This is a genomic window from Pseudescherichia sp. (assembly GCF_032052675.1).
Lineage (GTDB): Bacteria > Pseudomonadota > Gammaproteobacteria > Enterobacterales > Enterobacteriaceae > Pseudescherichia.
This window is the reverse complement of record NZ_DAMBWA010000012.1, coordinates 24,804-51,058: the sequence shown is the minus strand read 5'-3', so window position 1 is coordinate 51,058 and position 26,255 is coordinate 24,804. Positions and strand designations below refer to the sequence as shown.

Below are 26,255 nucleotides of genomic sequence, written 5' to 3'. Positions count from 1 at the left end.
CGTGGCGAAAGCTCCAAAACGCGCATTTGTCTGTAATGAATGCGGTGCGGATTATCCGCGCTGGCAGGGGCAGTGCAGCGCCTGTCATGCCTGGAACACCATCACCGAGGTGCGCGTTGCGGCGTCCCCGACGGTTGCGCGCAACGAGCGGCTGAGCGGCTATGCCGGTAACGCAGGCGTGTCGAAGGTGCAAAAGCTATCGGAGATCAGTCTGGAAGAGCTGCCGCGCTTCTCTACCGGCTTTAAAGAGTTTGACCGCGTGCTGGGCGGCGGCGTCGTGCCGGGCAGCGCAATCCTGATCGGCGGTAACCCAGGGGCAGGCAAGTCGACGCTGCTGCTGCAAACCCTGTGCAAGCTCTCCGAAAACATGAAGACACTGTACGTCACCGGGGAGGAGTCACTCCAGCAGGTGGCGATGCGCGCCCATCGCCTGGGGTTGCCGACCGCTAACCTGAACATGCTCTCCGAGACCAGCATCGAGCAGATCTGCATGATTGCGGATGAAGAGCTGCCGAAGCTGATGGTCATCGACTCGATCCAGGTGATGCACATGGCGGATATCCAGTCGTCGCCGGGCAGCGTGGCTCAGGTGCGTGAGACGGCGGCCTACCTGACGCGCTTCGCCAAGACGCGCGGCGTCGCCATCGTGATGGTGGGACACGTCACCAAAGATGGCTCGCTGGCCGGGCCGAAGGTGCTGGAGCACTGCATCGACTGTTCGGTACTGCTGGACGGCGACGCCGACTCGCGTTTCCGCACCCTGCGCAGCCATAAAAACCGCTTCGGCGCGGTGAACGAGCTGGGCGTCTTTGCGATGACTGAGCAGGGCCTGCGCGAGGTCAGCAACCCGTCGGCTATCTTCCTCAGCCGGGGCGACGAAGTCACCTCCGGCAGCTCGGTGATGGTAGTCTGGGAGGGCACGCGCCCCCTGCTGGTGGAGATCCAGGCGCTGGTGGATCAGTCGATGATGGCCAACCCGCGCCGCGTGGCGGTGGGTCTGGAGCAGAACCGCCTCGCGATCCTGCTGGCGGTGCTGCATCGCCACGGCGGATTGCAGATGGCGGATCAGGATGTCTTTGTAAACGTTGTCGGCGGGGTAAAAGTCACCGAGACCAGCGCCGACCTGGCGCTGCTGCTGGCGATGGTCTCCAGCCTGCGCGACCGCCCACTGCCGGACGATCTGGTGGTGTTTGGCGAGGTTGGGCTGGCCGGCGAGATCCGTCCGGTACCGAGCGGCCAGGAGCGTATCTCCGAGGCGGCGAAACACGGTTTCCGCCGGGCTATCGTCCCTGCCGCTAACGTACCGAAAAAACCACCGGCCGGGATGCAGGTGTTTGGCGTGAAAAAACTTGCCGATGCGCTAAGCGTCTTTGACGACTTATAATTACCACTACGATTTTGCAGGAGGCACCGTAATTTATGTCGTCATTTGACTATCTGAAAACCGCCATCCGCCAGAAGGGCTGCACGCTTCAGCAGGTGGCGGAGGCAAGCGGCATGACCAAGGGCTACCTGAGCCAGCTGCTTAACGCCAAGATCAAAAGCCCCAGCGCGCAGAAGCTGGAGGCCCTGCACCGCTTCCTCGGGCTGGAGTTTCCCCGGCAGCAGAAAAACATCGGCGTGGTGTTTGGCAAGTTTTACCCGCTGCACACCGGGCATATCTACCTGCTGCAGCGCGCCTGCAGCCAGGTAGATGAGCTGCATGTCATCATGGGGTATGACGAGACGCGCGACCGCGCCCTGTTTGAAGAGAGCGCCATGTCGCAGCAGCCCACGGTGCCCGATCGCCTACGCTGGCTGTTACAGACCTTTAAATACCAAAAAAATATTCGTATCCATGCCTTTAACGAAGAGGGAATGGAGCCTTACCCGCACGGCTGGGACGTGTGGAGTAAAGGGATCAAAGCCTTTATGGATGAGAAAGGGATCCAGCCCAACTGGATCTACACCTCTGAAGAGGCCGATGCCCAGGCCTATGAGAAGCACCTCGAGATTGAGACGGTGCTGATCGATCCGAAACGCACCTTTATGAACATCAGCGGCGGGCAGATCCGCGCTAACCCGTTCCGCTACTGGGAGTACATTCCCACCGAGGTGAAGCCCTTCTTCGTCCGTACGGTGGCGATCCTCGGCGGCGAGTCGAGCGGCAAGTCGACGCTGGTAAATAAGCTGGCTAACATCTTCAATACCACCAGCGCATGGGAGTACGGGCGCGATTACGTCTTCTCTCATCTCGGCGGCGATGAGATGGCGCTGCAGTACTCCGACTATGACAAGATTGCCCTCGGCCAGGCGCAGTACATCGACTTTGCAGTGAAGTACGCCAATAAGGTGGCCTTTATCGATACCGATTTCGTGACCACTCAGGCCTTCTGTAAAAAGTATGAGGGGCGCGAGCATCCGTTCGTGCAGGCGATGATCGATGAGTACCGCTTCGACCTGGTGATCCTGCTGGAGAATAATACGCCGTGGGTCGCTGACGGTCTGCGCAGCCTTGGCAGCTCGGTGGATCGCAAAACCTTCCAGACCATGCTGGTCTCCATGCTGAGCGATAACCATATCGATTTTATCCACGTCGAAGAGTCAGACTATGACGGGCGATTCCTGCGCTGCGTGGAGCTGGTGAAAGAGATGATGGGCGAGCAGGGATAAAGCCGCTCGCAGTTGACGCTCGCATTGCCGGGTGGCGGCTTCGCCTTACCCGGCCTACAAACCGTGCAAAACCGTAGGCCGGGTAAGCGCAAGCGCCACCCGGCATCCAGGTGCTTACTTAGAAATACGTTTGTACTTGATACGCTTCGGCTCCAGCGCATCTGCGCCGAGGGTGCGTTTCTTATACTCTTCGTACTCGGTGAAGTTACCTTCGAAGAACTCCACTTTACCCTCGTCCTGGTAGTCCAGAATGTGGGTCGCGATACGGTCGAGGAACCAACGGTCGTGCGAGATCACCATCGCGCAGCCCGGGAACTCCAGCATGGCGTTTTCCAGCGCGCGCAGGGTTTCGATATCCAGGTCGTTGGTCGGTTCATCGAGCAGCAGCACGTTACCGCCAACCTGCAGCAGCTTGGCCAGGTGCAGACGGCCACGCTCACCACCGGACAGTTCGCCTACGCGTTTGCCCTGATCGACGCCTTTGAAGTTAAAGCGGCCCACGTAGGCGCGGCTTGGCATCTCGGTGTTGCCGATCTTCATGATATCCAGCCCGCCGGAAACCTCTTCCCACACGGTTTTGCTGTTATCCATCGCGTCACGGAACTGATCCACGGAGGCCAGCTTCACGGTTTCACCCAGGGTGATGGTGCCGCTGTCAGGCTGTTCCTGACCGGACATCATACGGAACAGGGTGGATTTACCCGCGCCGTTCGGGCCGATGATGCCGACAATCGCCCCTTTCGGTACCGAGAAGCTCAGATCGTCGATGAGCACGCGGTCGCCGTAGGATTTACGCAGGTTGCTCACCTCAACGACTTTATCCCCCAGACGTGCGCCAGGCGGAATAAACAGTTCGTTGGTTTCGTTACGCTTCTGGTATTCGGTGTTGTTCAGCTCTTCAAAGCGGGCCAGACGGGCTTTGCCCTTAGACTGACGGCCTTTGGCACCCTGACGCACCCACTCCAGCTCTTTCTCAATGGATTTACGGCGGGCCGCTTCCTGAGAGGCTTCCTGAGCCAGACGCTGGTCTTTCTGCTCCAGCCAGGAGGAGTAGTTACCCTCCCACGGAATGCCTTCGCCACGGTCAAGCTCAAGGATCCAGCCGGCTACGTTATCGAGGAAGTAACGGTCGTGGGTAATGGCCACGACGGTACCTTCGAAGTCGTGCAGGAAGCGTTCCAGCCAGGCCACGGACTCGGCGTCCAGGTGGTTAGTCGGTTCGTCGAGCAGCAGCATGTCCGGTTTTTCCAGCAGCAGGCGGCACAGCGCCACACGGCGGCGTTCACCCCCGGAGAGGTTGGCGACTTTTGCATCCCAGTCCGGCAGGCGCAGGGCATCAGCGGCGCGCTCCAGCTGCACGTTCAGGTTGTGGCCGTCGTGGGCCTGGATGATCTCTTCAAACTTGCCCTGCTGGGCCGCGAGCTTATCGAAGTCAGCGTCCGGCTCTGCGTACTTAGCGTACACCTCGTCGAGACCTTTCAGAGCGTTAACCACCTCGGCCACGGCTTCTTCAATGGACTCACGCACGGTGTGCTCTGGATTCAGCTTCGGCTCCTGCGGCAGGTAGCCGATTTTCAGACCGGGCTGCGGGCGGGCTTCACCTTCGATGTCGGTATCGATGCCGGCCATAATGCGCAACAGGGTGGACTTACCCGCACCGTTGAGACCGAGAACGCCAATTTTTGCGCCCGGGAAGAAGCTCAGCGAGATATTTTTCAGAATATGACGTTTCGGCGGAACCACTTTGCCGACACGATGCATGGTATAAACGAATTGAGCCACGTTGGACTTCGCCTCTTTTATCGTATGTGAATGGTACTCAAGTGCGGAGTGTAGCCGTTTTTGTGTTCCAATCCCAGCCAGCTGCATCACGAGTGTTAAATCAGGCCAAAAGTAAAAAAGTGTTCAGCGCGTGGCGGATTAAGTCATGCCTGGTTAGCATGAATGGGTTATGCGCCAACAAATTTATTTCTAAGGAGAAAGTGCCTGTGAATGCTAAACCTGTCGCCTGGCGACTGCTGGCCATCGGCTGCTGCATGCTGACGGTAAGCGGCCTGGCACGCGCTGACGCGTTGGATGAGCAGCGAAACCGCTATGCACAAATCAAGCAGGCGTGGGACAACAAGCAGATGGACGTCGTGGCGCAGCTGATGCCACAGCTGAAAGACTATCCTCTCTACCCTTATCTGGAGTACCGCCAGATCGCTGACGATCTGACCAACCAGCCGGCCATTACGGTGACCAACTTCGTGCAGGCCAACCCGACGCTACCGCTCGTCCGCAACCTGAAGTCGCGTTTTGTCAACGAACTGGCTCGCCGGGAGGACTGGCGCGGTCTGTTGGCCTTTAGCCCGGACAAGCCCGCAACCACCGAAGCGCAGTGCAACTACTACTATGCAAAATGGAACACCGCCCAGCCCGAGGCGGCCTGGGAGGGGGCAAAAACGCTCTGGTTGACCGGTAAAAGCCAGCCCAACGCCTGCGATCGTCTGTTTGGTGCCTGGCGTGCTTCCGGCACTCAGGATCCGCTGGCCTTCCTTGAACGCATCCGGCTGGCGATGAAAGCGGGCAATACCCGTCTGGTTATCTTGCTGGCAAATCAGATGCCCAGCGAATATGAAACCATCTCCAGCGCCATTATCGACCTGGCAAACGATCCCAACAGCGTGCTGGCCTTCGCCCGCACCACCGGCGCGACTGACTTTACCCGACAGATGGCGCAGGAGGCGTTTGAGAGCGTCGCCCGTCAGGATGTGGAAAACGCGCGCCTGATGATCCCGTCGCTGGCCTCAGCGCAGCAGCTCAATGAAAATCAGACTCAGGCGCTGCGGGATATCGTCGCCTGGCGGCTGATGGGCAACGATATCACCGAGGAGCAGGCGCGCTGGCGCGATGACGCCATCATGCGCTCCCAGTCAACGTCGCTGGTGGAGCGCCGGGTACGGCTGGCATTAGGTTCAGGCGATCGCCGGGGTCTTAATACCTGGCTGGCCCGCCTGCCGATGGATGCCAAGGAGAAAGATGAGTGGCGCTACTGGCAGGCGGATCTGCTGCTGGAGCGCGGGCGCGAGGAGGAAGCCAATACCATCCTGCACGATCTGATGCAGAAGCGCGGCTTCTATCCGATGGTCGCCGCGCAGCGCCTCGGCGAAGAGTATCAGCTGAAAATTGACAAAGCGTCGGGCGAGCCGGATCCGCAGCTGGTACAGGGTGCGGAGATGGCACGGGTGCGTGAGCTCATGTACTGGGGTCTCGACAATACCGCGCGCGGCGAGTGGGCGAACCTGGTGGCTAGCCGGACGCCACAGGAGCAGGCGCAGCTGGCGCGCTACGCCTACGATCGTCAGTGGTGGGATCTGAGCGTGCAGGCGACCATTGCCGGCAAGCTGTGGGATCAGCTGCAGGAGCGCTTCCCGCTGGCCTGGCGCGATCTCTTTGAACGCTATACCAGCGGCAAAGATATTCCCCAGAGTTACGCGATGGCCATTGCCCGTCAGGAGAGCGCCTGGAATCCGAAGGTGCGCTCGCCGGTAGGCGCGAGCGGTCTGATGCAGGTCATGCCGGGTACGGCAACGCATACGGTGCAGATGTTCAATATTCCGGGCTACAGCGATCCTTCCCAGCTGCTGGATCCGCAAACCAATATTGATATTGGTACCAGCTACCTGCAGTACGTCTATAACCAGTTTGGCAACAACCGCATCTTTGCATCGGCGGCCTATAACGCCGGCCCGGGACGGGTGCGGACCTGGCTTGGCAACAGCGCCGGACGCATCGACGCGGTGGCGTTTGTAGAGAGTATTCCCTTTTCGGAGACGCGGGGCTACGTGAAAAACGTGCTGGCCTATGATGCCTACTACCGCTATTTCCTTGGCGGGAAACCCACCCTGCTGACCGCCACGGAGTGGGGCCGCCGTTACTGATCCGGCGGTTTGTGTTATGCTGTTGTACTCGTCAACGAGTATGGCAGCCTAACATGACCCAGCAATCCCCTTATTCAGCAGAAGTAGCCGAACAGCGTCATCAGGAGTGGTTGCGCTTCGTCGAGCTGCTCCAGCACGCCTACGACCAGGATCTGCACCTGCCGCTGCTTAACCTGATGCTTACCCCCGACGAGCGTGAAGCGCTGGGTACGCGGGTACGCATCATTGAAGAGCTTCTCCGGGGTGAGATGAGCCAGCGGGAGCTTAAAAACGAGCTGGGTACCGGCATCGCCACTATTACCCGCGGCTCTAATAGCCTGAAGGCCGCCCCGCCGGAGCTACGCCTGTGGCTGGAGAAGGCGCTGCTGAAGGATTAGCGGTACGCCGCATGGTGAAACGGGCTGAGGGCCAGGATCACCGCCTGGTGGTAGACGCTGCTGCGCGTCAGCACGCCGTGAGTGAAGACGCCGATCGCCCCCTCTTTCCGCCCAATCTCATCGATGCCGGTGACCTCTGACATCACCGGTCCAAGCGCCTCCCCGGCGCGCACCCGGCTCAGTATCGCCGCTGGCAGCGGCAGGGTCGCGGACCGCGCTTCGCCGCGCTGCTCCCGGCTCTCAATGACCACCCAGCTAAAGGTGCTGTCTTCATCTATCCCCGCCTCGATGGCGACCCAATAGTCCGCGTCCGGACGCGCCTGACGCGCGTTCACCACGCGATTACGTGCGCCAGCCCGCGTTTCTGCGCTGCCAAGCGGCTGTTCCGGGACGCCGCTCTCGACGGCCACGGACTCGATATGGCAGGATCCTTCGCCGAAAATCTCGCTAAAGGCGTGCAGAATCGCCTTAATTTTGGCGGGATTGGTGGTAGCTGAGACAACATGGTGCATAATCTAAACAACTCAGATAAAAAAATTGTCATCGCAGTATAACGGATAAAAAGCATGTTACAGGTATACCTTGTTCGCCACGGAGAAACGCAGTGGAACGCCGAACGCCGTATTCAGGGCCAGTCAGACAGTCCGCTGACGGCCAAAGGGGAGCAGCAGGCAAAGCAGGTGGCTGAACGCGCGAAAGCGCTGGGGATCACCCATGTTATCGCCAGCGATCTCGGTCGCACGCAGCGCACGGCGGAGATCATTGCCGATCTCTGCGGGTGCGAGATTACCCTGGATGCCCGCCTGCGCGAGCTGGATATGGGCGTGCTGGAGAAGCGCCCTATCGAGTCGCTGACCGAGGAGGAGGAGCAGTGGCGTCGCCAGCTGGTCAACGGCACATCGGATGGCCGTATTCCTGACGGAGAATCAATGCAGGAACTCAGCGATCGTATGCATGCGGCGCTGGCGACCTGCCTTGAACTGCCGGAAGGCAGCCGCCCGCTGCTGGTTAGCCACGGTATGGCGCTGGGCTGTCTGGTGAGCACTATCCTTGGCCTGCCAGCCTGGGCGGAGCGTCGTCTGCGCCTGCGCAACTGCTCTATCTCGCGCATTGATTACCAGCAGAGCCCGTGGCTGGCCTCAGGCTGGGTAGTGGAGACGGCAGGAGACGTTTCGCATCTGGACGCGCCTGCGCTGGACGAACTCCAGCGTTAACGCCGGACAGGGATCAGATATTCGCAGCGGATATGCATCGGCCGCGTCTGGTTCCTGGCTTCGTCACGTGGGAAGAAGCGTTCGATATCCAGCCCCTTGCGCCGGGTCAGGTTGAGCATCGGCATACAGGTGCCGTAGATCGTTAAGATAAACTGCTGTAGTTCAGTACCCGGCCCTTCATAGGTAAACATCACATACTCCCCGCTCTGTAACACCAGCGGAAAGGCGCCCTGCAGGTGGCCGTTGGCCATCTCCGGGGTAACGGCGGTGGTATAGAGCACCTCCTGCTCGTCATCTTTCTCCAGGCTAGGACGCGGCTCATGCAGACCGTACAGTTCCGCAGGGAGCGTAGGCGAATTGCCTAAAAACTCGCGCCAGAACTGGATCCGCATCTCATGCCGGAAGGCGGAGATCTCCTCGAGTGAGCAGCTGTAGCTCTGGGTGATACCCATCAGCGGCGTTTCGGGCAGGGTAACAAATTCATGTTTGGGCAGGGTAAATTCACCCAGACGCAGCGGCGGACGAATGCCCGACGCGCTCCAGTCAGGTGAGCGGCGATAGAGCGCGGGCGTCAGGCCAAACTGTTTCTTAAAGGCGCGGGTAAAAGTCTGCTGGGAGTCGAATCGATACTGCAGCGCAATGTCGAGGATCGGACGGGCAGTCAGGCGCAGCGCCACGGCAGATTTAGAGAGTCGCCGTGCACGAATGTATGCCCCAATGGCCAGGCCGGTAACGTCCTTAAACATTCTTTGTAGATGCCACTTGGAATAACCTGCTTTGATCGCCACGTTATTCAAGGCCAGCGGTTGATCGAGATGATCCTCCAGCCAGTCGAGTAGATCGCGAATAATCCCAGCCTGATCCATACAGTGTCCTCATCCTTAAAACAGTCGTACCCAATAGCAGGGTTGTGCGAATAATACCATTCCCTGCTATTTTAGCATTCAGTGTTTTTTTTGAGTAAGCGTGCGCTTTTAGCCCACCTCGCTGAAAAAAATTTTAATTCGCTGAATTATAAGTATTTATTTTTAAGTCCGAAATAGTAACACAACGTAATATTCAAATATGGTAACAATATGAAATACAAGTGCTTAGCAGTAATCTTCGCGCTGGGCCTCGTTGGCCAGGCCGCGCAGGCGGAAGAGATTGGATCGGTGGATACGGTCTTTAAGGTATTCGGACCGGATCATAAAATCGTGGTGGAAGCCTTTGACGATCCCGATGTTAAAAATGTGACATGCTATATCAGCCGAGCGAAAACGGGGGGTATTAAGGGCGGATTAGGGCTGGCGGAAGATACCTCTGACGCGGCTATCTCTTGTCAGCAGGTAGGGCCGATCGAACTGAGCGATAAGGTGAAGAGCGGTAAAGCCCAGGGCAACGTAGTGTTCCAGAAACGCACCTCGCTCGTCTTTAAAAAGCTGCAGGTTGTGCGTTTTTACGACGCGAAGCGCAACACGCTAGCCTACCTCGCCTACTCCGATAAGGTAGTCGAAGGCTCGCCGAAGAATGCGCTCAGCGCCGTGCCGATTATGCCCTGGCATTAATTTGTGACCGTAGGCCGGGCAAACGCAGTGCCGCCCGGCATTACAGTTACGCCGCGGCTTACTCCTGCAGATCGCCGCAGAAGCGGTAGCCTTCGCCATGAATAGTGGCAATGATCTCCGGCGTATCCGGCGTCGATTCGAAGTGTTTACGAATGCGACGGATGGTCACGTCAACGGTACGATCGTGCGGCTTCAGCTCGCGGCCGGTCATCTTCTTCAGCAGATCGGCGCGGCTCTGGATCTTGCCCGGGTTTTCGCAGAAGTGGAGCATGGCGCGAAACTCGCTACGCGGCAGCTTGTACTGCTCGCCGTTTGGGCTGACCAGCGAGCGGCTGTTGATATCCAGCTCCCAGCCGTTGAATTTATAGCTGTCGACGCTGCGACGCTCTTCACTCACCGTACCAAGGTTCATGGTACGAGAAAGGAGGTTGCGCGCGCGGATAGTCAGCTCGCGTGGGTTAAACGGTTTGGTGATGTAATCATCCGCGCCAATCTCGAGGCCGAGGATCTTATCGACTTCATTATCACGGCCTGTCAGGAACATCAGGGCCACGTCTGCCTGTTCACGCAGTTCACGCGCCAGCAGCAGGCCATTTTTGCCCGGCAGGTTGATATCCATGATCACCAAGTTGATATCGTTATCAGAAAGAATCTGATGCATTTCAGCGCCATCAGTCGCTTCAAAGACATCGTATCCTTCTGCTTCGAAAATGCTCTTCAACGTGTTGCGTGTTACCAACTCGTCTTCAACAATAAGAATGTGCGGGGTCTGCATGTTTGCTACCTAAATTGCCAACTAAATCGAAACAGGAAGTACAAAAGTCCCTGACCTGCCTGATGCATGTCGCAAATTAACATGAACGGCGTAACATGACTAAAGTACGTAATGGCGTTCTTGATGCACTTTCCATCAACGTCAACAACATCATTAGCTTGGTCGTGGGCACACGCTCCCTTTGGACCCGACAGTGTCAAAAACGGTTGTCATCCTACCCATTTTAACAGCAACATAACAGGTTAAGACGTTCCGGACACCCAATAAAACTACGGTTCGTTGACATATATCAAGTTCAATTGTAGCACGTTAACAGTTTGATGAAATCATCGCATCTTCTTACTAGCGTTTATAACATCTTTTCAATAAACAGGTAGTTACAAACGATAATTAATAAATTTTCTGAATCCACCTACGGATCGCCCTCCTCCTGCAGATTATCATGAGGAAACAGAGGGATAATCCTCTTCTGTTAACATACTGGCAGCTAATAAACCCAGTAAACAGTGTAGTAATTTTTAAGCTTTACCTGATGCAAATTCAGTGATTTCTGTTACGTTTTTGTAAATTTTTGCTGCGTAATAACCTGACGTTGATTGCCTTTTTACCCCGCCACCGGGCAAACCAGAGAGTATCCCATGCATGTATCAATAGTATTAGTTTCCCCCGCCAGGCCTGAAAACGTCGGCGCGGCGGCCCGGGCCATGAAGACGATGGGCTTTAGCGATCTGCGTATTGTTGACAGCGAGGCCCACCGGCAGGATGGCGCGCGCTGGGTTGCCCACGGCTCGGGTGATATTATTGATAACGCAACGGTTTTCCCGACGCTCGCCGATGCTCTGGCGGATATCGATTTTACGGTTGCCACCACCGCCCGCAGCCGGGCGAAGTTTCACTACTACGCCACGCCAGCTGAACTGGTGCCGCTCCTGCACGAAAAGAGCCAGTGGATGAAACGCGCCGCGCTGGTGTTTGGCCGGGAAGATTCAGGCTTAACCAACGAAGAGCTGGCCCTTGCCGATATTCTTACCGGCGTGCCAATGGTCGCCGACTACCCGTCGCTAAATCTCGGCCAGGCGGTAATGGTCTACTGCTATCAGTTAGCGTCATTAATGCAACAGGGCAACGAGCCGGTGGTGCCCCATAACGAAGAGCAGCTTAAGGCGCTGCGTCTGCGGGCGCGATCGCTGCTGGGGACGCTGGGCGTTGACGATGACGTTAAACTGGCCGACTGGCTGGATCAGCGGCTGGGCCTGTTTGCGCAGCGCGATACGGCGATGCTGCACCGATTGCTGCACGATATCGAAAAAAAACTCACAGAGTAAAACCCTGCCATTGCTTTTTATTATGGTAAATGATGCTGATATCGTTTTTCCATACGGTGAGAGTGCGGAGCGAAATGCGGTCAGCGCAGCGCGACCTGCGCAGACGATGAAAAGGGTAAAAAGTAAAAATTCATTGACTCGAGCAGGGATATACTTTAACCGTATAGCTATACAAGACAGACAGATAAAATAACAGAGCACACAACGTCCATGAATCGCATCAGCACGCTGACAATTATTACCACCACCACCATTACCACAGGTAACGGTGCGGGCTGACGCGTACAGGAAACACAGAAAAAAGCCCGCACCTGAACAGTGCGGGCTTTTTTTTCGAGCAAAAATCAAGGGGTAATACCATGCGAGTGTTGAAGTTCGGCGGTACGTCAGTGGCAAATGCAGAACGTTTTCTGCGTGTTGCCGAAATTCTGGAGAGCAATGCCAGGCAGGGGCAGGTTGCAACCGTGCTGTCTGCCCCGGCCAAAATTACCAACCATCTGGTGGCGATGATTGAGAAGACCATCGGTGGCCAGGATGCCGTACCCAACATCAGCGACGCAGAGCATATTTTTGCCGACCTGCTTGCAGGCCTGGCCGAGGTTCAGCCCGGTTTCCCCCTTGCCCGGCTGAAGCAGCAGGTTGAGCAAGAGTTCGCGCAAATCAAACACGTTCTGCATGGGATCGCCCTGCTGGGCCAGTGTCCGGACAGCATCAACGCCGCCATCATCTGTCGCGGGGAGAAGCTCTCCATTGCGATTATGGCCGGACTGCTGGAGGCCCGAGGTCATAAGGTCTCGGTTATCGACCCGGTGGAAAAACTGCTCGCCGTAGGCCACTACCTCGAATCCACCGTTGATATTGCGGAATCTACCCGCCGCATCGCCGCCAGCCAGATCCCTGCCGACCATATGATCCTGATGGCGGGCTTCACCGCAGGTAATGAGAAAGGTGAGCTGGTGGTATTGGGGCGTAACGGCTCCGACTACTCTGCCGCCGTGCTGGCCGCCTGCCTGCGCGCCGACTGCTGTGAAATCTGGACCGACGTTGACGGCGTCTACACCTGCGATCCGCGTCAGGTACCCGACGCCCGGCTGCTGAAGTCAATGTCTTATCAGGAGGCGATGGAGCTCTCCTACTTTGGCGCGAAGGTGCTGCACCCACGCACCATTACCCCTATCGCCCAGTTCCAGATCCCTTGCCTGATTAAAAATACCGGTAACCCGCAAGCGCCCGGTACGCTGATTGGTGCCACGTCCGACGATGACGGCTTGCCGGTTAAGGGTATTTCTAATCTCAATAACATGGCGATGTTCAGCGTCTCCGGCCCCGGCATGAAAGGGATGGTCGGGATGGCGGCGCGGGTATTTGCCGCCATGTCACGCGCCGGGATCTCGGTGGTGTTGATTACGCAATCCTCGTCTGAATACAGCATCAGCTTCTGCGTGCCGCAGGCCGACTGCGGCCGTGCGCGCCGGGCGCTGGGGGATGAGTTCTACCTTGAACTGAAAGAGGGGCTGCTGGAGCCGCTGGCGGTCATGGAGCGGCTGGCGATTATCTCCGTCGTCGGCGATGGCATGCGCACCCTGCGCGGTATCTCGGCTAAATTTTTCGCCGCGCTGGCCCGCGCGAATATCAACATCGTGGCAATTGCCCAGGGCTCCTCGGAGCGCTCAATTTCGGTGGTGGTCAGCAACGACGATGCCACCACAGGCGTACGCGTCACCCACCAGATGCTGTTCAATACCGACCAGGTGATTGAGGTATTCGTGATTGGCGTCGGCGGCGTCGGCGGCGCGCTTCTGGATCAGCTCAAGCGTCAGCAGAGCTGGCTGAAAGGGAAGCATATCGATCTGCGGGTTTGCGGCGTAGCGAACTCAAAGGCGCTGCTGACCAACGTGCACGGCCTGAACCTCGAGAACTGGCAGGCGGAGCTGGCAGAGGCGAAAGAGCCATTCAACCTGGGCAGGCTGATCCGCCTGGTCAAAGAGTATCATCTGCTCAATCCGGTTATCGTTGACTGTACCTCCAACCAGGCGGTGGCCGATCAGTATGCCGACTTCCTGCGCGAAGGTTTCCACGTGGTCACCCCGAACAAGAAAGCCAATACCTCGTCGATGGACTACTACCACCAGCTGCGCCACGCTGCCGCCGGATCGCGCCGCAAGTTCCTCTACGATACCAACGTCGGGGCGGGGCTGCCGGTGATCGAAAACCTGCAAAACCTGCTGAACGCTGGCGATGAGCTTCAGCGCTTTTCCGGCATCCTTTCCGGGTCATTATCCTTTATTTTCGGTAAGCTGGACGAAGGCATGAGCCTTTCACAAGCAACCGGTATCGCACGGGATATGGGCTATACCGAGCCGGATCCGCGAGACGATCTCTCCGGCATGGACGTGGCGCGTAAGCTGCTGATCCTCGCACGCGAAACGGGCCGCGAGCTGGAGCTCACGGATATTGTTATCGAGCCGGTTCTGCCGGCAGGCTTTGACGACAGCGGCGATGTCACCGGCTTTATGGCGCGTCTGCCGCAGCTTGACGACGCCTTTGCCGCGCGGGTGGCGAAAGCACGCGATGAAGGTAAAGTGCTGCGCTATGTCGGTAATATCGAAGAGGATGGCGTCTGCCGGGTGAAAATCGCCGAGGTAGACGGCAACGATCCGCTCTATAAAGTGAAAAACGGTGAGAACGCGCTGGCGTTCTACAGCCACTACTATCAACCGCTGCCGCTGGTACTGCGTGGTTACGGTGCGGGCAACGATGTGACGGCAGCAGGCGTTTTTGCCGATCTGCTGCGCACCCTCTCATGGAAGTTAGGAGTTTAACATGGTGAAAGTGTATGCCCCGGCCTCCAGCGCCAATATGAGCGTTGGCTTCGATGTACTCGGGGCGGCGGTAACGCCGGTTGATGATTCACTGCTGGGCGATGTCGTCACGGTAGAAGCCGCAGACCGTTTTAGCCTGCATAATCTCGGGCGCTTTGCGGATAAGCTGCCTCCGGAGCCGCGGGAAAATATTGTCTATCAGTGCTGGGAGCGTTTCTGCCAGGAGCTGGGTAAAACGATTCCAGTCACCATGACGCTGGAAAAAAATATGCCGATTGGCTCGGGACTCGGCTCCAGCGCCTGCTCGGTGGTCGCCGCGCTGATGGCGATGAACGAGCACTGTGGCAAACCGCTCAACGATACGCGCCTGCTGGCGCTGATGGGCGAGCTGGAGGGACGCATCTCCGGCAGCATTCATTACGATAACGTTGCCCCCTGTTTCCTCGGCGGCATGCAGCTGATGATCGAAGAGAACGGCATTATCAGCCAGCAGGTGCCAGGCTTTGATGAGTGGCTGTGGGTGCTGGCCTACCCGGGGATCAAAGTCTCCACGGCAGAGGCGCGGGCGATTTTACCCGCGCAGTATCGCCGTCAGGACTGCATCGCCCACGGGCGGCATCTGGCCGGGTTTATTCACGCCTGCTACTCACGGCAGCCGCAGCTGGCCGCGAAGCTGATGAAAGATGTCATTGCCGAGCCGTACCGCGCCCGCCTGCTGCCGGGCTTTAAAGAGGCACGGCAGGCGGTGGCAGAGATTGGCGCGCTGGCGAGCGGTATCTCCGGGTCGGGGCCGACGCTGTTCGCGCTCTGTGACAAGCCGGACACCGCGCAGCGCGTAGCAGACTGGCTGGGTAAACACTATCTGCAGAATCAGGAAGGCTTTGTTCATATTTGCCGGCTGGATACAGCGGGCGCACGCGTACTGGGATAATTAATGAAACTCTACAATCTTAAAGATCATAACGAGCAGGTCTCCTTTGCCCAGGCGGTAACGCAGGGGCTGGGTAAACAGCAGGGACTCTTCTTCCCTCACGATCTGCCCGAGTTTAACCTGACCGAAATCGACGAGATGCTGGAGCAGGATTTCGTCAGCCGTAGCGCAAAGATCCTCGCTGCCTTCATTGGGGATGAGATCCCCCAGGAGCTGCTGGAGGAGCGTGTGCGGACCGCCTTTACCTTCCCTGCCCCGGTAAGCAAGGTTGAGGAAGATATCGGCTGCCTGGAGCTGTTCCACGGCCCGACGCTGGCGTTTAAAGACTTTGGCGGCCGCTTTATGGCGCAGATGCTGACCCACATCAGCGGCGACAAGCCGGTGACCATTCTGACCGCGACCTCCGGCGATACCGGCGCAGCCGTAGCGCACGCCTTCTATGGCCTGAAAAACGTGCGCGTGGTGATCCTCTACCCGCAGGGCAAAATCAGCCCGCTGCAGGAGAAGCTCTTCTGTACCCTGGGCGGTAACATTGAGACGGTGGCCATCGACGGCGACTTTGACGCCTGCCAGGCGCTGGTCAAGCAAGCCTTTGATGATGAAGAGCTGAAACAGAAGCTGGGGCTGAACTCGGCAAACTCGATCAACATCAGCCGCCTGCTGGCGCAGATCTGTTACTACTTCGAGGCGGTGGCGCAGCTGCCGCAGGAAGCACGCAACCAGCTGGTGATCTCAGTACCCAGCGGAAACTTCGGCGATCTCACCGCCGGTCTGCTGGCAAAATCGCTGGGCCTGCCGGTGAAGCGCTTCATCGCAGCCACCAACGCCAACGACACCGTGCCGCGCTTCTTGCATGCTGGCGAGTGGAGCCCGAATGCGACCCAGGCGACGCTCTCCAACGCGATGGACGTTAGCCAGCCGAACAACTGGCCGCGCGTGGAGGAGCTGTTCCGCCGTAAGATCTGGCGTCTGAACGAGCTGGGCTATGCTGCCATCGACGATGACGTAACCAAAGCCACCATGCTTGAGCTGAAGGAGAAGGGGTATCTCTCCGAGCCGCACGCGGCAGTGGCCTATCGCGCCCTACGCGACCAGCTGCACCCGGGCGAGTACGGGCTGTTCCTCGGCACCGCACATCCGGCGAAATTCAAAGAGAGCGTTGAGGCAATCCTGGGCGATACGCTGGATCTGCCTGCCGCGCTGGCGGAACGTGCCGAGCTGCCGCTGCTCTCCCATAGCCTGCCTGCTGATTTTGCCGCCCTGCGCGCGCTGATGATGCAAAAAGCGTAATCGCTGGGTTAGCCAGCCTCTGGATAAAAAGCCCGGAACGATCCCGGGCTTTTTTTATGGCCGCTTTTTAGGGAAGGTAACTCACCGCCAGCCCAACAAACAGCGCCAGGCCAACGTAGTTATTGTTCAGGAAGGCTTTGAAACAGGCGTCGCGATCGCGATGCACAATCATCTTCTGCTGCCAGACAAACAGTGCCCCTGCCACCGCAATCGAGGCATAGAAAGGCCAGCCCAGGCCGTTTAGCCAGCCCACCGCCGCCATCAGCACCAGCACCAGCACCTGCAGAATGCCAACGATCAGCTTATCGTGCCGACCAAAGAGAATAGCCGTCGATTTAATGCCGATCTTAACGTCGTCGTCCCGATCCACCATTGCATAGAGCGTATCGTAGGCCACCGCCCAGAGGATGTTGGCGAGGAACATCAGCCAGCAGCTCAGGGGAACCGACTCGCTGACCGCGGCAAAAGCCATTGGAATCGACCAGCCAAAGGCGGCCCCCAGCACCACCTGCGGCAGGTGGGTGTAGCGCTTCATAAAGGGGTAGGTCCAGGCCAGCGCCAGCGCCGCCACCGACAGCAGAATGGTCATCAGGTTAAGGGTTAGCACCAGCACAAAGGCGAGCAGCACCAGCACGATAAACAGATTACGCGCCTCTTTTTCGCTCACCGCGCCGCTCGGCAGCGGCCGGTTAGCGGTGCGCTTCACGTGGCCGTCGAATTTACGATCGGCGTAGTCATTTACCACGCAGCCTGCGGCGCGCATCAGCCAGACCCCGGCGATAAATACCACGAGGATCCCCAGCGGCGGCACGCCCGGCGTCGCCACCCATAGCGCCCACAGGGTGGGCCACAGCAACAGCAGCGCGCCAATTGGCTTGTCCGTGCGCATTAAGCGGTGATAAGCCAGCAGCTTACCCTGGGTAAGACTCCACTCCATTTCTACTCCTCTCGATACAGCGGCGATGCAGGCAAAAACAGCTCCGTCAGCAGCAGCGGCTTGCCGCCGAGGCGCAGCCGGGAGCGGCGTCCCCAGAGATCGGCATGACGGCCTATTTCAATAAAATCACGGGTCAGGGTTGATGAGGTAAAGAGATAGCGCCCCAGCGGCGTATTGCCGAGCCGCTGCAGCGCCAGCTCCGGACCGGACAGGGTCGACTCCGGCACCACCGTGCGCCCGGCAAGCCACGGCTCGCCATCGGCACAGAGCAGGATCTCCCGCAGCCAGTAGCGTGATGCCTCGGGCAAGAGCGGGCGCTCTTCCGGTACCTCATCGGCGGTGACAAACGCCTCTCTTATGAGCGTAACACTCACCTGGCAACCCTGCTGCTCAAAACGTTTGGTCATTGAGTCTTCCAGCAGCAGCCAGTCAAGCAGGTGTGGTTCGAGTGCGGGGATTGCGTCAAAATAGCGCAGCGCGCGCAGTTGCGTTAGCGCAGGGTGTGGCATGCCTTACTCTCCGGTACATAACGTAGCAACAGTGTATCGCAGAACAGGCAGATCGGGAAAAAGGGTGCACCGGTGAAGGTGCACCAAACGGACAAAATCAGCATTGTGGGGAGACGATCACCCCTTGCCTTTTACACTGCTGATAAACGTAGCGCGGGCAGACGTGGAGCCCAGGCTTTCAGCCTCATTCAATAGCTTCAGTGCTTTATCAATATTGCCGCTGGCAACGGCCTGTTTAATGCCCTGGTTAAAGTAGTTTTCCGTATCGTTCAATACCGGCTCACGCTTCGCTGCCGGGGCCGGAGCCGGGGCTTGAGCAGGCGCTGCTGCCGGCGCAGGCGAGGCCGCCGGGGCGCTATAGGCGGTGGCTGGAGCAGCGGTATTGCCGACGGTTACGGCGGCATGGCCAGAAGAACCAAAGATCGGGCCGACCAGAATGCTGGAGGCGGAGTTGGTGCTGACTTTGAGCTTCACCGTACCGTCCGGCGTATGGCGCGCCTGCGGATCCGGAATATCCGGTACCGCATTACCCACGCCTTTGGCGTAGGCTTTCGCCGGGTTGATCATGGTGGTGGTGCGCTGCAGATCTTCTGGCGTGGTGAAGACCAGCAGATAGATTTTTTGCTGGCCCAGCGCCGGCGTCAGCTTGATGATCCCCTCCAGACGGTCGGCGGTCATCACACCCGGCTCCTGATAGGTGAAGTAGCTGCTGGGGAACCACGCGGCGGGGGTCAGGTTTTGATCCAGCACCAGCACGTTAGGCGCAAAGATCGATCTTTGCTTATCCGCCACGCTGGTCAGGGTAATGGTCAACTCACCGATGTTGGCTGGCACGCTGTAGGCGGCCACTTTACCGGTAATTCCGGGCACGTTCAGGGTCTGGCCTGCCGTCGCCAGGTTCGTGGTCTGGGTTTGTGAATTGGCAACCGGCGTCCAGGTCAGCTGCTGGAGCGAGCCTGCCGGGATGGCTGGCGCGCTTGAGGTATCCTGCGGAACCAGATTCACGTCAGCGAAGCTTACTGCGGGTACGCAGGCGAGCAGCCCTGCACCGAGGCAGAGCGCGAGAAGCGTTTTTTTCATTTTCATTATGGTGACCTCTGTAGAGATGACGGGACGGTAGCCAGGCAATAGCGCGCCGCGTCAGAGATGAATCTTTACTGAGTTAAGAGGGGCCGAAGCCCCTCCTTGGTACTGCATGACATCAATACTGTCTTACCACCAGATTTCCATCTGGGCACCGAAGGTCCACTCGTCATCATCGCCGCGGCTGAAGGTACGTGCGGAGGTATCCTGGTAAGCGTAACCCGGAGTCAGACCAGCCGTTCTGTCGCTGCCATTGTTAGCGAAGCCGAAGGACTCATCCCACTTGGCGTAGGTTGCGAATACGCGCAGCGCCGGACGGGACCAGATGCTGTCGCCTGCCTGCCACTGCTGGGCCAGGGTCACTTTGACCTGGTCGTTGGTAGAGTCGGTACGCTGGGACTTCACGTTGTCATAGCCAACTTCCAGCAGGGTGCTCATGATCGGCGTCCATTTGAACATCGGACGCACGCCCACGGTCCACCAGCGGGTGCCGTTGCCGTTGTCCAGATCGATATCCTGGTACATACCGACGTACATCATGTCCCAGCGGTCGCCCATAGAGATGGAGCCGTGGTCGATGAAGCGCAGCAGGTGGCCGTCGTTGTTAAGCTGAGCGCCCTGCGGGATGCCTTTACCGTTCGAGGTCATCGAGTCGGTAGCGTACTGGACAACAAATTTGTTGAAGCCGGTGCCGATGGTCTGCACGTGCTCACCGGTGAACAGCCAGCCATCTTTACTGGCGTTTGGCTGCAGGTAGTAGTCATCCGGCAGGTTGGTGTGACCGTAGTCAACGCCAAACTCCAGGGTGCCGCCCGGGTTCACTTCCAGACCGGCTAAACGCACGTCAAAGACGTCGTTCGGTACGATATTGTCGTAGGTACGCTCACCGGTAATCGGATCGCGGTCGGCGAAGGTTGAGGAGCCGCCGGACTCAGACGAACGGGTACCCGCCAGAGAGAGTTTACCGAAGCCGAGATCGATGTTTTCGATACCTGCGCCTGGGCCGGAGATATCCCAGTAGTAGAAGTCGATCATGTGGACGTCATGACGCTGGTAGAAGCGTTTACCTGCCCAGATGGTGGAGCCTGGCAGCGCTTCGATCAGGTTTTTACCCTGGACGTTAGCTTCACGGAAGGCCGGGCTGGTGGCTTCCCAGTCGTTCTGCTGGGAAACAGAGTAGGCAACGTTAGTGTCGAAGTAGAAGCTCTTATCGCCCTCTTTCCACACTTCCTGGCCCAGTTTTAATTCAGCATAGGTTTCACATTCGTTACCAAGACGGTATTTACTTTGGGCCCCGGTTGCCTGGAAACACTCTTGCGGGCCGCCGCTGCCGGTCCAGCCGATGCCGGAACGTGCGTAGCCTTTGAAATCAACAGCACCCGCCTGGGCAGCCATCACGCCTGCTGCTATGGCGACGGCCAGAGGGAGTTTGCGCAGAGTAATCATCATTCTATCTCCTGAAGCTTTGCTTGCTTTTCTTTGTAATGGGAATGCTTAAACGCCAGGCTCCTGATGCAATCTCCGACAGGCGCTGCCGTCCTCACGGAACAGATGGCAGCGCTCCGGCGGCAAGCCGATAGCGAATGTGGCACCCTCTTCTACCAACACCACGTCCCCCTGGCGGTAAACCAGGTTTTGACGGATGGCGGGGATCTGGATATGAATTTGTGTTTCGTGACCTAACTGCTCAACAACCTGTACCTGCCCCTCCAGCGTGACATCGGCGATGTCGCTGGGCAGCAGATGCTCGGGACGGATCCCAAGAGACATATTGGCGCCGACCTGAACGTTGGCGCTGTCCACCGGTAGCCAGATATGCTGGCGGTTCGGCAGCTCCACCTGCACCTGTTCAATGGCGGTGGCGGTCACTTTTACCGGCAGGAAGTTCATCTTGGGCGAGCCGATAAAGCCCGCCACGAAACGGTCTGCCGGGTAGTGATAAAGCTCCAGCGGCTTGCCAATCTGCGCCACGCGTCCGGCGTCCAGTACCACGATCTTGTCCGCCAGGGTCATCGCCTCGACCTGATCGTGGGTGACGTAGATCATCGTGCGCTTGAGGCGCTTGTGCAGGCGGGAGATCTCAATTCGCATCTGCACGCGCAGCGCCGCATCAAGGTTGGAGAGCGGCTCATCGAGCAGGAACACGCGCGGCTCCGCCACCAGCGTACGGCCAATGGCTACGCGCTGGCGCTGACCACCGGAAAGCGCTTTCGGCTTGCGATCCAGCAGATGGCCCAGCTGGAGTACCTCGGCAACCTGGGTGACACGCTGGTTAATGACGTCTTTCTTTGCGCCGGCCAGCTTGAGGCCGAACGACATATTTTCTGCCACCGAGAGATGGGGATAGAGCGCATAGGACTGGAACACCATGCCGACGCCGCGATCCGCAGGGGGGATCTCATTCATTCGCGTGTCGCCAATCATTAAGTCACCGCTGGTGATGGTTTCCAGCCCGGCAATCATACGCAGCAGGGTCGATTTTCCGCAGCCTGACGGTCCAACAAAGACCACGAACTCCCCCTCCTCGATGTCGAGGTTGATCTCTTTTGACACCACCACGTCGCCCCAGGCCTTCGTCACATTCCTCAGCTGCACGCTCGCCATGCCCTTCTCCCTTCCTTCGTTACAACCCTGAAACATTCAGTTGCAGTGACTATGCGTCATGTATAAGTCGGGCGAATCCTCCGCCCCCCGGTTTTTTATGGGGGAGGAGACGGGAGGATGAGCGGCCCGGCTCTGCCACCGGGGCTGCGGGCTGCGGGCGATTTTCGTGATGCCGCCAGCAAAAATCGCGGCGCTTTTGTGTGCGCCGGTACGCATAACTCTGTTTTATGTAACAAAGATCACACATCACGGCGGCAGGGCGTAGGTCGGGGGAGGATGAGAAGCGCTTGTCAAACCGGGAGACTGAGAGGCGTCAATTTATCGCTACCTAAAGGACGGGATTTATGAACATGAAAACTGGCGCTCGCATCCTTGCGCTCTCCGCGCTGACGACGATGATGTTTTCCGCCTCGGCCCTTGCCAAAATTGAAGAAGGCAAGCTGGTGATCTGGATCAACGGCGACAAAGGCTATAACGGCCTCGCGGAAGTCGGCCAGAAATTCGAGAAGGATACCGGGATTAAGGTCACCGTTGAGCATCCGGATAAGCTGGAAGAGAAATACCCGCAGGTGGCGGCGACCGGTGACGGCCCGGACATTATCCTCTGGGCACATGACCGTTTTGGTGGTTACGCCCAGTCAGGCCTGCTGGCGGAGATCACCCCAGACAAAGCCTTCCAGGACAAGCTTTTCCCCTTTACCTGGGACGCGGTGCGCTACAACGGCAAACTGATCGCCTATCCGATCTCCGTCGAAGCTCTGTCGCTGATCTATAACAAAGACCTCGTGCCAAACCCGCCAAAAACCTGGGAAGAGATCCCGGCACTGGATAAAGAGCTGAAGGCGAAAGGCAAGAGCGCGCTGATGTTCAACCTGCAGGAGCCGTACTTCACCTGGCCGCTGATCGCCGCGGATGGCGGTTACGCGTTTAAATTTGCCGACGGCAAGTATGACGTGAAGGACGTGGGCGTGGACAACGCGGGCGCCAAAGCGGGCCTGGGCTTCCTGGTTGATCTGATCAAGAACAAACACATGAACGCGGACACCGACTACTCCATCGCCGAAGCGGCCTTCAATAAAGGCGAAACCGCGATGACCATCAACGGTCCGTGGGCGTGGTCAAACATCGACAAGAGCAAGGTGAACTACGGCGTGACGCTGCTGCCGACCTTTAAAGGCAAGCCGTCGAAACCGTTCGTTGGCGTGCTGAGCGCGGGCATCAACGCTGCTAGCCCGAACAAAGAGCTGGCGAAGGAGTTCATTGAAAACTACCTGCTGACCGACCAGGGCCTGGACGCGGTGAATAAAGATAAGCCGCTGGGTGCCGTCGCGCTGAAGTCCTTCCAGGAGACCTTAGCGAAGGATCCACGCATTGCCGCCACCATGAGCAACGCCGAGAAGGGTGAAATCATGCCGAACGTTCCGCAGATGGCTGCCTTCTGGTACGCGGTGCGTACGGCGGTGATCAACGCTGCCAGCGGTCGCCAGACCGTGGATGCTGCGCTGAAAGATGCGCAGGGACGTATTACCAAGTAATAAAAATGGCGGGTGGCGCCTCGCTACCCGCCCTACAACTGACAATGTTTTCCACGGTTGTTGAGGAAGTGTCTCATGGATGTCGTTAAAAAGAGTGCCTGGTGGCAAAGCAACGCGCTGAAGTGGTCGGCGATCGCCCTGCTGGGGCTGCTGGTGGGCTATCTTGTGGTTTTGATGTACGCCCAGGGAGAGTACCTGTTTGCCATCACGACGCTGATTTTAAGCTCGGTTGGCCTCTATATTTTCGCCAATCGTAAAGCCTACGCCTGGCGCTATGTCTACCCCGGTCTCGCCGGGATGGGCCTGTTTGTTCTCTTTCCGCTGATCTGCACCATTGCTATCGCCTTCACTAACTACAGCAGCACCAACCAGCTGGCCCAGGAGCGCGTCCGTGACGTGCTGATGGATCGCGTCTATCAGGCGGGTAAGACCTTTAACTTTGGCCTCTATCCGGCGGAGAATAAATGGCAGCTGGTGCTGACCGACGGCGAGAGCGACAAACACTACGTTTCGGAACCGTTTACGCCCGGTGGCGAGCAGACGCTGACCCTGAAAGAAGCGGCGGCCCTGCCCGCGGGCGAACGCGCCAACCTGCGTGTGATTACCCAGCAGCGCCAGGCGCTGACGCAGCTTACCGCCGTGCTGCCGGATGAGAGCCACGTGGTGATGAGCTCTCTGCGCCAGTTCTCCGGCACGCGCCCGCTCTATACCCTTGCCGACGACGGCACGCTGACCAACAACCAGAGCGGCGTTAAATACCGTCCCAATAACGATGTCGGTTTCTATCAGGCCGTTAACGCCGACGGCGGCTGGGAAAGCGAGCGCCTCAGCCCAGGCTATACCGTGACCATCGGCTGGGATAACTTTATGCGCGTCTTCACCGACGAGGGCATTCAGAAGCCGTTCCTGGCGATATTTGTCTGGACCGTGGTCTTCTCGCTGCTGACGGTGGTGCTGACCGTGGCGGTGGGTATGGTGCTGGCGTGTCTTGTGCAGTGGGAAGCCCTGCGCGGCAAGGCCATCTACCGGGTGCTGCTGATCCTGCCCTATGCCGTACCGTCTTTTATCTCGATCCTGATTTTCAAAGGGCTGTTTAACCAGAGCTTCGGTGAAATCAACATGATGCTGGGGGCGCTGTTCGGTGCCAAGCCCGCCTGGTTTAGCGATCCCACGACTGCCCGTGCGATGGTGGTCATCGTTAACACCTGGCTCGGCTACCCCTACATGATGATCCTCTGCATGGGCCTGCTGAAAGCCATTCCTGACGATCTCTATGAGGCCTCGGCAATGGATGGGGCGGGGCCGATGCAGAACTTCTTCCGCATCACCCTGCCGCTGCTGGTCGTGCCGCTAACGCCGCTGATGATCGCCAGCTTTGCATTTAACTTTAATAACTTCGTGCTGATCCAGCTCCTGACCAACGGCGGCCCGGATCGCCTGGGCACCACCACGCCAGCGGGCTATACCGACCTGCTGGTGAGCTATACCTACCGCATCGCCTTTGAGGGCGGCGGCGGCCAGGACTTCGGCCTCGCTGCGGCGATTGCCACGCTGATCTTCCTGCTGGTTGGCGTCCTGGCGATTGTGAATTTGAAAGCCACGCGCATGAAATTTGATTAAGGGAGAGACAGACAATGGCTATGGTTCAACCCAAATCTCAAAAGCTGCGCCTTTTCCTTACGCATCTGGGCTTGCTGGTTTTTATCGCGGCGATCATGTTCCCGCTGCTGATGGTCATTGCGATCTCGCTGCGCCCCGGTAACTTTGCGACCGGCAGCCTGATCCCGGACCAGATATCCTGGGAGCACTGGCGTCTGGCGCTGGGTTTCAGCGTTGAACATGCGGATGGGCGCGTCACTCCACCGCCCTTCCCGGTGCTGCTGTGGCTGTGGAACTCGGTTAAGATCGCTGGCATTACGGCGGTGGGCATCGTGGTGCTCTCCACCACCTGCGCCTACGCCTTTGCCCGCATGCGCTTTACCGGTAAGTCATCGCTGCTGAAAGGGATGCTGATTTTCCAGATGTTCCCGGCGGTGCTCTCTCTGGTGGCGCTCTATGCCCTGTTCGACCGCCTTGGCCAGTACGTGCCTTTTATCGGTCTGAACACGCACGGTGGCGTCATCTTCGCCTATCTGGGTGGTATCGCCCTGCATGTCTGGACGATTAAGGGCTACTTTGAAACCATCGATAATTCGCTGGAAGAAGCTGCTTCGCTGGATGGGGCGACGCCGTGGCAGGCGTTCCGTCTGGTCCTGCTGCCCCTCTCGGTGCCGATCCTGGCGGTGGTGTTTATTCTGTCGTTTATCGCCGCCATTACTGAGGTGCCGGTTGCCTCGCTGCTGCTGCGCGACGTCAATAGCTACACCCTGGCGGTAGGTATGCAGCAGTATCTCAACCCGCAGAACTACCTGTGGGGCGATTTTGCCGCAGCGGCGGTGCTCTCTGCTATTCCGATTACCCTTGTCTTCCTGCTGGCCCAGCGCTGGCTGGTTAACGGCCTGACGGCAGGTGGGGTGAAAGGCTAGGTTTCATCATGTTTTGCCACTGTTATCCTCAACCTTTATCTATCCATTTGTACTTTGACTCGTGACTGTTATTGGCGCTCTTAGGAGCGCCATTTTTTTATTCCATTCCAGGTTAAATAGGTGAGTCGTAGGCCGGGCAAGCGTAGCGCCGCCCGGCGTTGCAGCATCAGCACAGTCACGCCCGGTGGCGCTTCGCTTACGCGGGC

The 26,255-nt window shown here is 58.2% G+C and carries 23 protein-coding genes, 1 pseudogene and 1 other annotated feature; of the genes and pseudogenes, 15 read left to right on the top strand and 9 right to left on the bottom strand.

Going from position 1 to position 26,255, the window contains the following annotated elements; translation table 11 throughout:
• The first annotated feature begins 1 nt into the window (after position 1).
• On the top strand, positions 2-1,384 hold the full coding sequence (gene radA / locus RTX96_RS15805) for a DNA repair protein RadA (protein ID WP_103818734.1): 1,383 nt from the start codon (positions 2-4) through the stop codon (positions 1,382-1,384).
• Between the two features lie 35 nt (positions 1,385-1,419).
• Entirely contained in the window at positions 1,420-2,652 is a 1,233-nt protein-coding gene (nadR, locus tag RTX96_RS15800) for a multifunctional transcriptional regulator/nicotinamide-nucleotide adenylyltransferase/ribosylnicotinamide kinase NadR (protein WP_103818735.1), read from the top strand.
• Positions 2,653-2,766: 114 nt separating this feature from the next.
• Here nadR and ettA read toward each other — a convergent pair whose 3' ends face one another.
• On the bottom strand, positions 2,767-4,434 hold the full coding sequence (gene ettA, locus RTX96_RS15795) for an energy-dependent translational throttle protein EttA (protein WP_103818736.1): 1,668 nt from the start codon (positions 4,432-4,434) through the stop codon (positions 2,767-2,769).
• A 206-nt stretch (positions 4,435-4,640) separates the two neighbouring features.
• Between ettA and sltY the strand changes: the two genes are divergently transcribed.
• Both sltY and trpR read left to right on the top strand, forming a co-directional pair.
• The gene (gene sltY / locus RTX96_RS15790; protein ID WP_312671527.1) at positions 4,641-6,575 is read left to right on the top strand and encodes a murein transglycosylase; all 1,935 of its coding nucleotides are present in this window, start codon (positions 4,641-4,643) and stop codon (positions 6,573-6,575) included.
• Positions 6,576-6,628: 53 nt separating this feature from the next.
• Positions 6,629-6,952, top strand: a complete 324-nt coding sequence (gene trpR / locus RTX96_RS15785) for a trp operon repressor (protein ID WP_103818737.1) — start codon at positions 6,629-6,631, stop codon at positions 6,950-6,952.
• Here the strand turns inward: trpR and yjjX are convergent.
• On the bottom strand, positions 6,949-7,464 hold the full coding sequence (gene yjjX / locus RTX96_RS15780) for an inosine/xanthosine triphosphatase (RefSeq protein ID WP_103818738.1): 516 nt from the start codon (positions 7,462-7,464) through the stop codon (positions 6,949-6,951). The genes trpR and yjjX overlap by 4 nt on opposite strands.
• A 54-nt stretch (positions 7,465-7,518) precedes the next feature.
• Between yjjX and gpmB the strand changes: the two genes are divergently transcribed.
• Positions 7,519-8,166 carry a 2,3-diphosphoglycerate-dependent phosphoglycerate mutase GpmB gene (gpmB, locus tag RTX96_RS15775; RefSeq protein ID WP_103818739.1) on the top strand — a complete coding sequence of 216 codons (648 nt, stop codon included), beginning with the start codon at positions 7,519-7,521 and terminating at the stop codon, positions 8,164-8,166.
• Here the strand turns inward: gpmB and robA are convergent.
• Positions 8,163-9,032 (bottom strand): MDR efflux pump AcrAB transcriptional activator RobA, encoded by an 870-nt coding sequence (robA, locus tag RTX96_RS15770; protein WP_103818740.1) that lies wholly within the window; start codon positions 9,030-9,032, stop codon positions 8,163-8,165. The genes gpmB and robA overlap by 4 nt on opposite strands.
• Positions 9,033-9,242: 210 nt before the next feature.
• On the opposite strand from robA, the gene creA reads away from it, so the two are divergent.
• Entirely contained in the window at positions 9,243-9,713 is a 471-nt protein-coding gene (gene creA / locus RTX96_RS15765; protein WP_312671526.1) for a protein CreA, read from the top strand.
• A 58-nt stretch (positions 9,714-9,771) separates the two neighbouring features.
• Here creA and arcA read toward each other — a convergent pair whose 3' ends face one another.
• The gene (gene arcA, locus RTX96_RS15760) at positions 9,772-10,488 is read right to left on the bottom strand and encodes a two-component system response regulator ArcA (protein ID WP_103818742.1); all 717 of its coding nucleotides are present in this window, start codon (positions 10,486-10,488) and stop codon (positions 9,772-9,774) included.
• 95 nt (positions 10,489-10,583) lie between these two features.
• On the opposite strand from arcA, the pseudogene yjjY reads away from it, so the two are divergent.
• The 6 genes and pseudogenes from yjjY (at position 10,584) to thrC (ending at position 16,856) form a co-directional block, all read left to right on the top strand.
• Positions 10,584-10,726 (top strand): annotated as a pseudogene (gene yjjY, locus RTX96_RS15755) (protein YjjY).
• 400 nt (positions 10,727-11,126) lie between these two features.
• Positions 11,127-11,813 (top strand): tRNA/rRNA methyltransferase, encoded by a 687-nt coding sequence (locus tag RTX96_RS15750; protein WP_312671525.1) that lies wholly within the window; start codon positions 11,127-11,129, stop codon positions 11,811-11,813.
• Between the two features lie 210 nt (positions 11,814-12,023).
• A complete protein-coding gene (gene thrL, locus RTX96_RS15745) occupies positions 12,024-12,092 on the top strand; it encodes a thr operon leader peptide (protein ID WP_103818806.1) in 69 nt (22 codons plus the stop codon).
• Positions 12,031-12,148 (top strand) — a sequence feature (Thr leader region). Its footprint overlaps the gene before it by 62 nt.
• A 24-nt stretch (positions 12,149-12,172) precedes the next feature.
• On the top strand, positions 12,173-14,635 hold the full coding sequence (thrA, locus tag RTX96_RS15740) for a bifunctional aspartate kinase/homoserine dehydrogenase I (RefSeq protein WP_103818744.1): 2,463 nt from the start codon (positions 12,173-12,175) through the stop codon (positions 14,633-14,635).
• A gap of 1 nt (position 14,636) precedes the next feature.
• On the top strand, positions 14,637-15,566 hold the full coding sequence (gene thrB, locus RTX96_RS15735) for a homoserine kinase (RefSeq protein ID WP_103818745.1): 930 nt from the start codon (positions 14,637-14,639) through the stop codon (positions 15,564-15,566).
• A 3-nt stretch (positions 15,567-15,569) separates the two neighbouring features.
• On the top strand, positions 15,570-16,856 hold the full coding sequence (thrC, locus tag RTX96_RS15730) for a threonine synthase (RefSeq protein WP_312671524.1): 1,287 nt from the start codon (positions 15,570-15,572) through the stop codon (positions 16,854-16,856).
• Between the two features lie 67 nt (positions 16,857-16,923).
• Here thrC and ubiA read toward each other — a convergent pair whose 3' ends face one another.
• The 5 genes from ubiA to malK form a co-directional block, all read right to left on the bottom strand.
• A complete protein-coding gene (gene ubiA / locus RTX96_RS15725) occupies positions 16,924-17,793 on the bottom strand; it encodes a 4-hydroxybenzoate octaprenyltransferase (protein ID WP_103818747.1) in 870 nt (289 codons plus the stop codon).
• 2 nt (positions 17,794-17,795) lie between these two features.
• Positions 17,796-18,302 carry a chorismate lyase gene (ubiC, locus tag RTX96_RS15720; RefSeq protein WP_103818748.1) on the bottom strand — a complete coding sequence of 169 codons (507 nt, stop codon included), beginning with the start codon at positions 18,300-18,302 and terminating at the stop codon, positions 17,796-17,798.
• Between the two features lie 117 nt (positions 18,303-18,419).
• A complete protein-coding gene (malM, locus tag RTX96_RS15715) occupies positions 18,420-19,388 on the bottom strand; it encodes a maltose operon protein MalM (RefSeq protein WP_103818749.1) in 969 nt (322 codons plus the stop codon).
• Between the two features lie 126 nt (positions 19,389-19,514).
• Complete coding sequence (locus tag RTX96_RS15710) at positions 19,515-20,834, bottom strand: maltoporin (RefSeq protein WP_103818750.1); 1,320 nt, start codon at positions 20,832-20,834, stop codon at positions 19,515-19,517.
• A 45-nt stretch (positions 20,835-20,879) separates the two neighbouring features.
• Positions 20,880-21,989: a maltose/maltodextrin ABC transporter ATP-binding protein MalK gene (gene malK / locus RTX96_RS15705; RefSeq protein WP_103818751.1), complete on the bottom strand. Its 1,110-nt coding sequence runs from the start codon at positions 21,987-21,989 to the stop codon at positions 20,880-20,882.
• Between the two features lie 344 nt (positions 21,990-22,333).
• Between malK and malE the strand changes: the two genes are divergently transcribed.
• The 3 genes from malE (at position 22,334) to malG (ending at position 26,049) form a co-directional block, all read left to right on the top strand.
• Positions 22,334-23,524 carry a maltose/maltodextrin ABC transporter substrate-binding protein MalE gene (gene malE / locus RTX96_RS15700; protein WP_312671523.1) on the top strand — a complete coding sequence of 397 codons (1,191 nt, stop codon included), beginning with the start codon at positions 22,334-22,336 and terminating at the stop codon, positions 23,522-23,524.
• Between the two features lie 75 nt (positions 23,525-23,599).
• The gene (malF, locus tag RTX96_RS15695) at positions 23,600-25,144 is read left to right on the top strand and encodes a maltose ABC transporter permease MalF (RefSeq protein ID WP_103818753.1); all 1,545 of its coding nucleotides are present in this window, start codon (positions 23,600-23,602) and stop codon (positions 25,142-25,144) included.
• A 14-nt stretch (positions 25,145-25,158) separates the two neighbouring features.
• Positions 25,159-26,049 carry a maltose ABC transporter permease MalG gene (gene malG / locus RTX96_RS15690; RefSeq protein ID WP_103818754.1) on the top strand — a complete coding sequence of 297 codons (891 nt, stop codon included), beginning with the start codon at positions 25,159-25,161 and terminating at the stop codon, positions 26,047-26,049.
• Positions 26,050-26,255 lie beyond the last annotated feature (206 nt).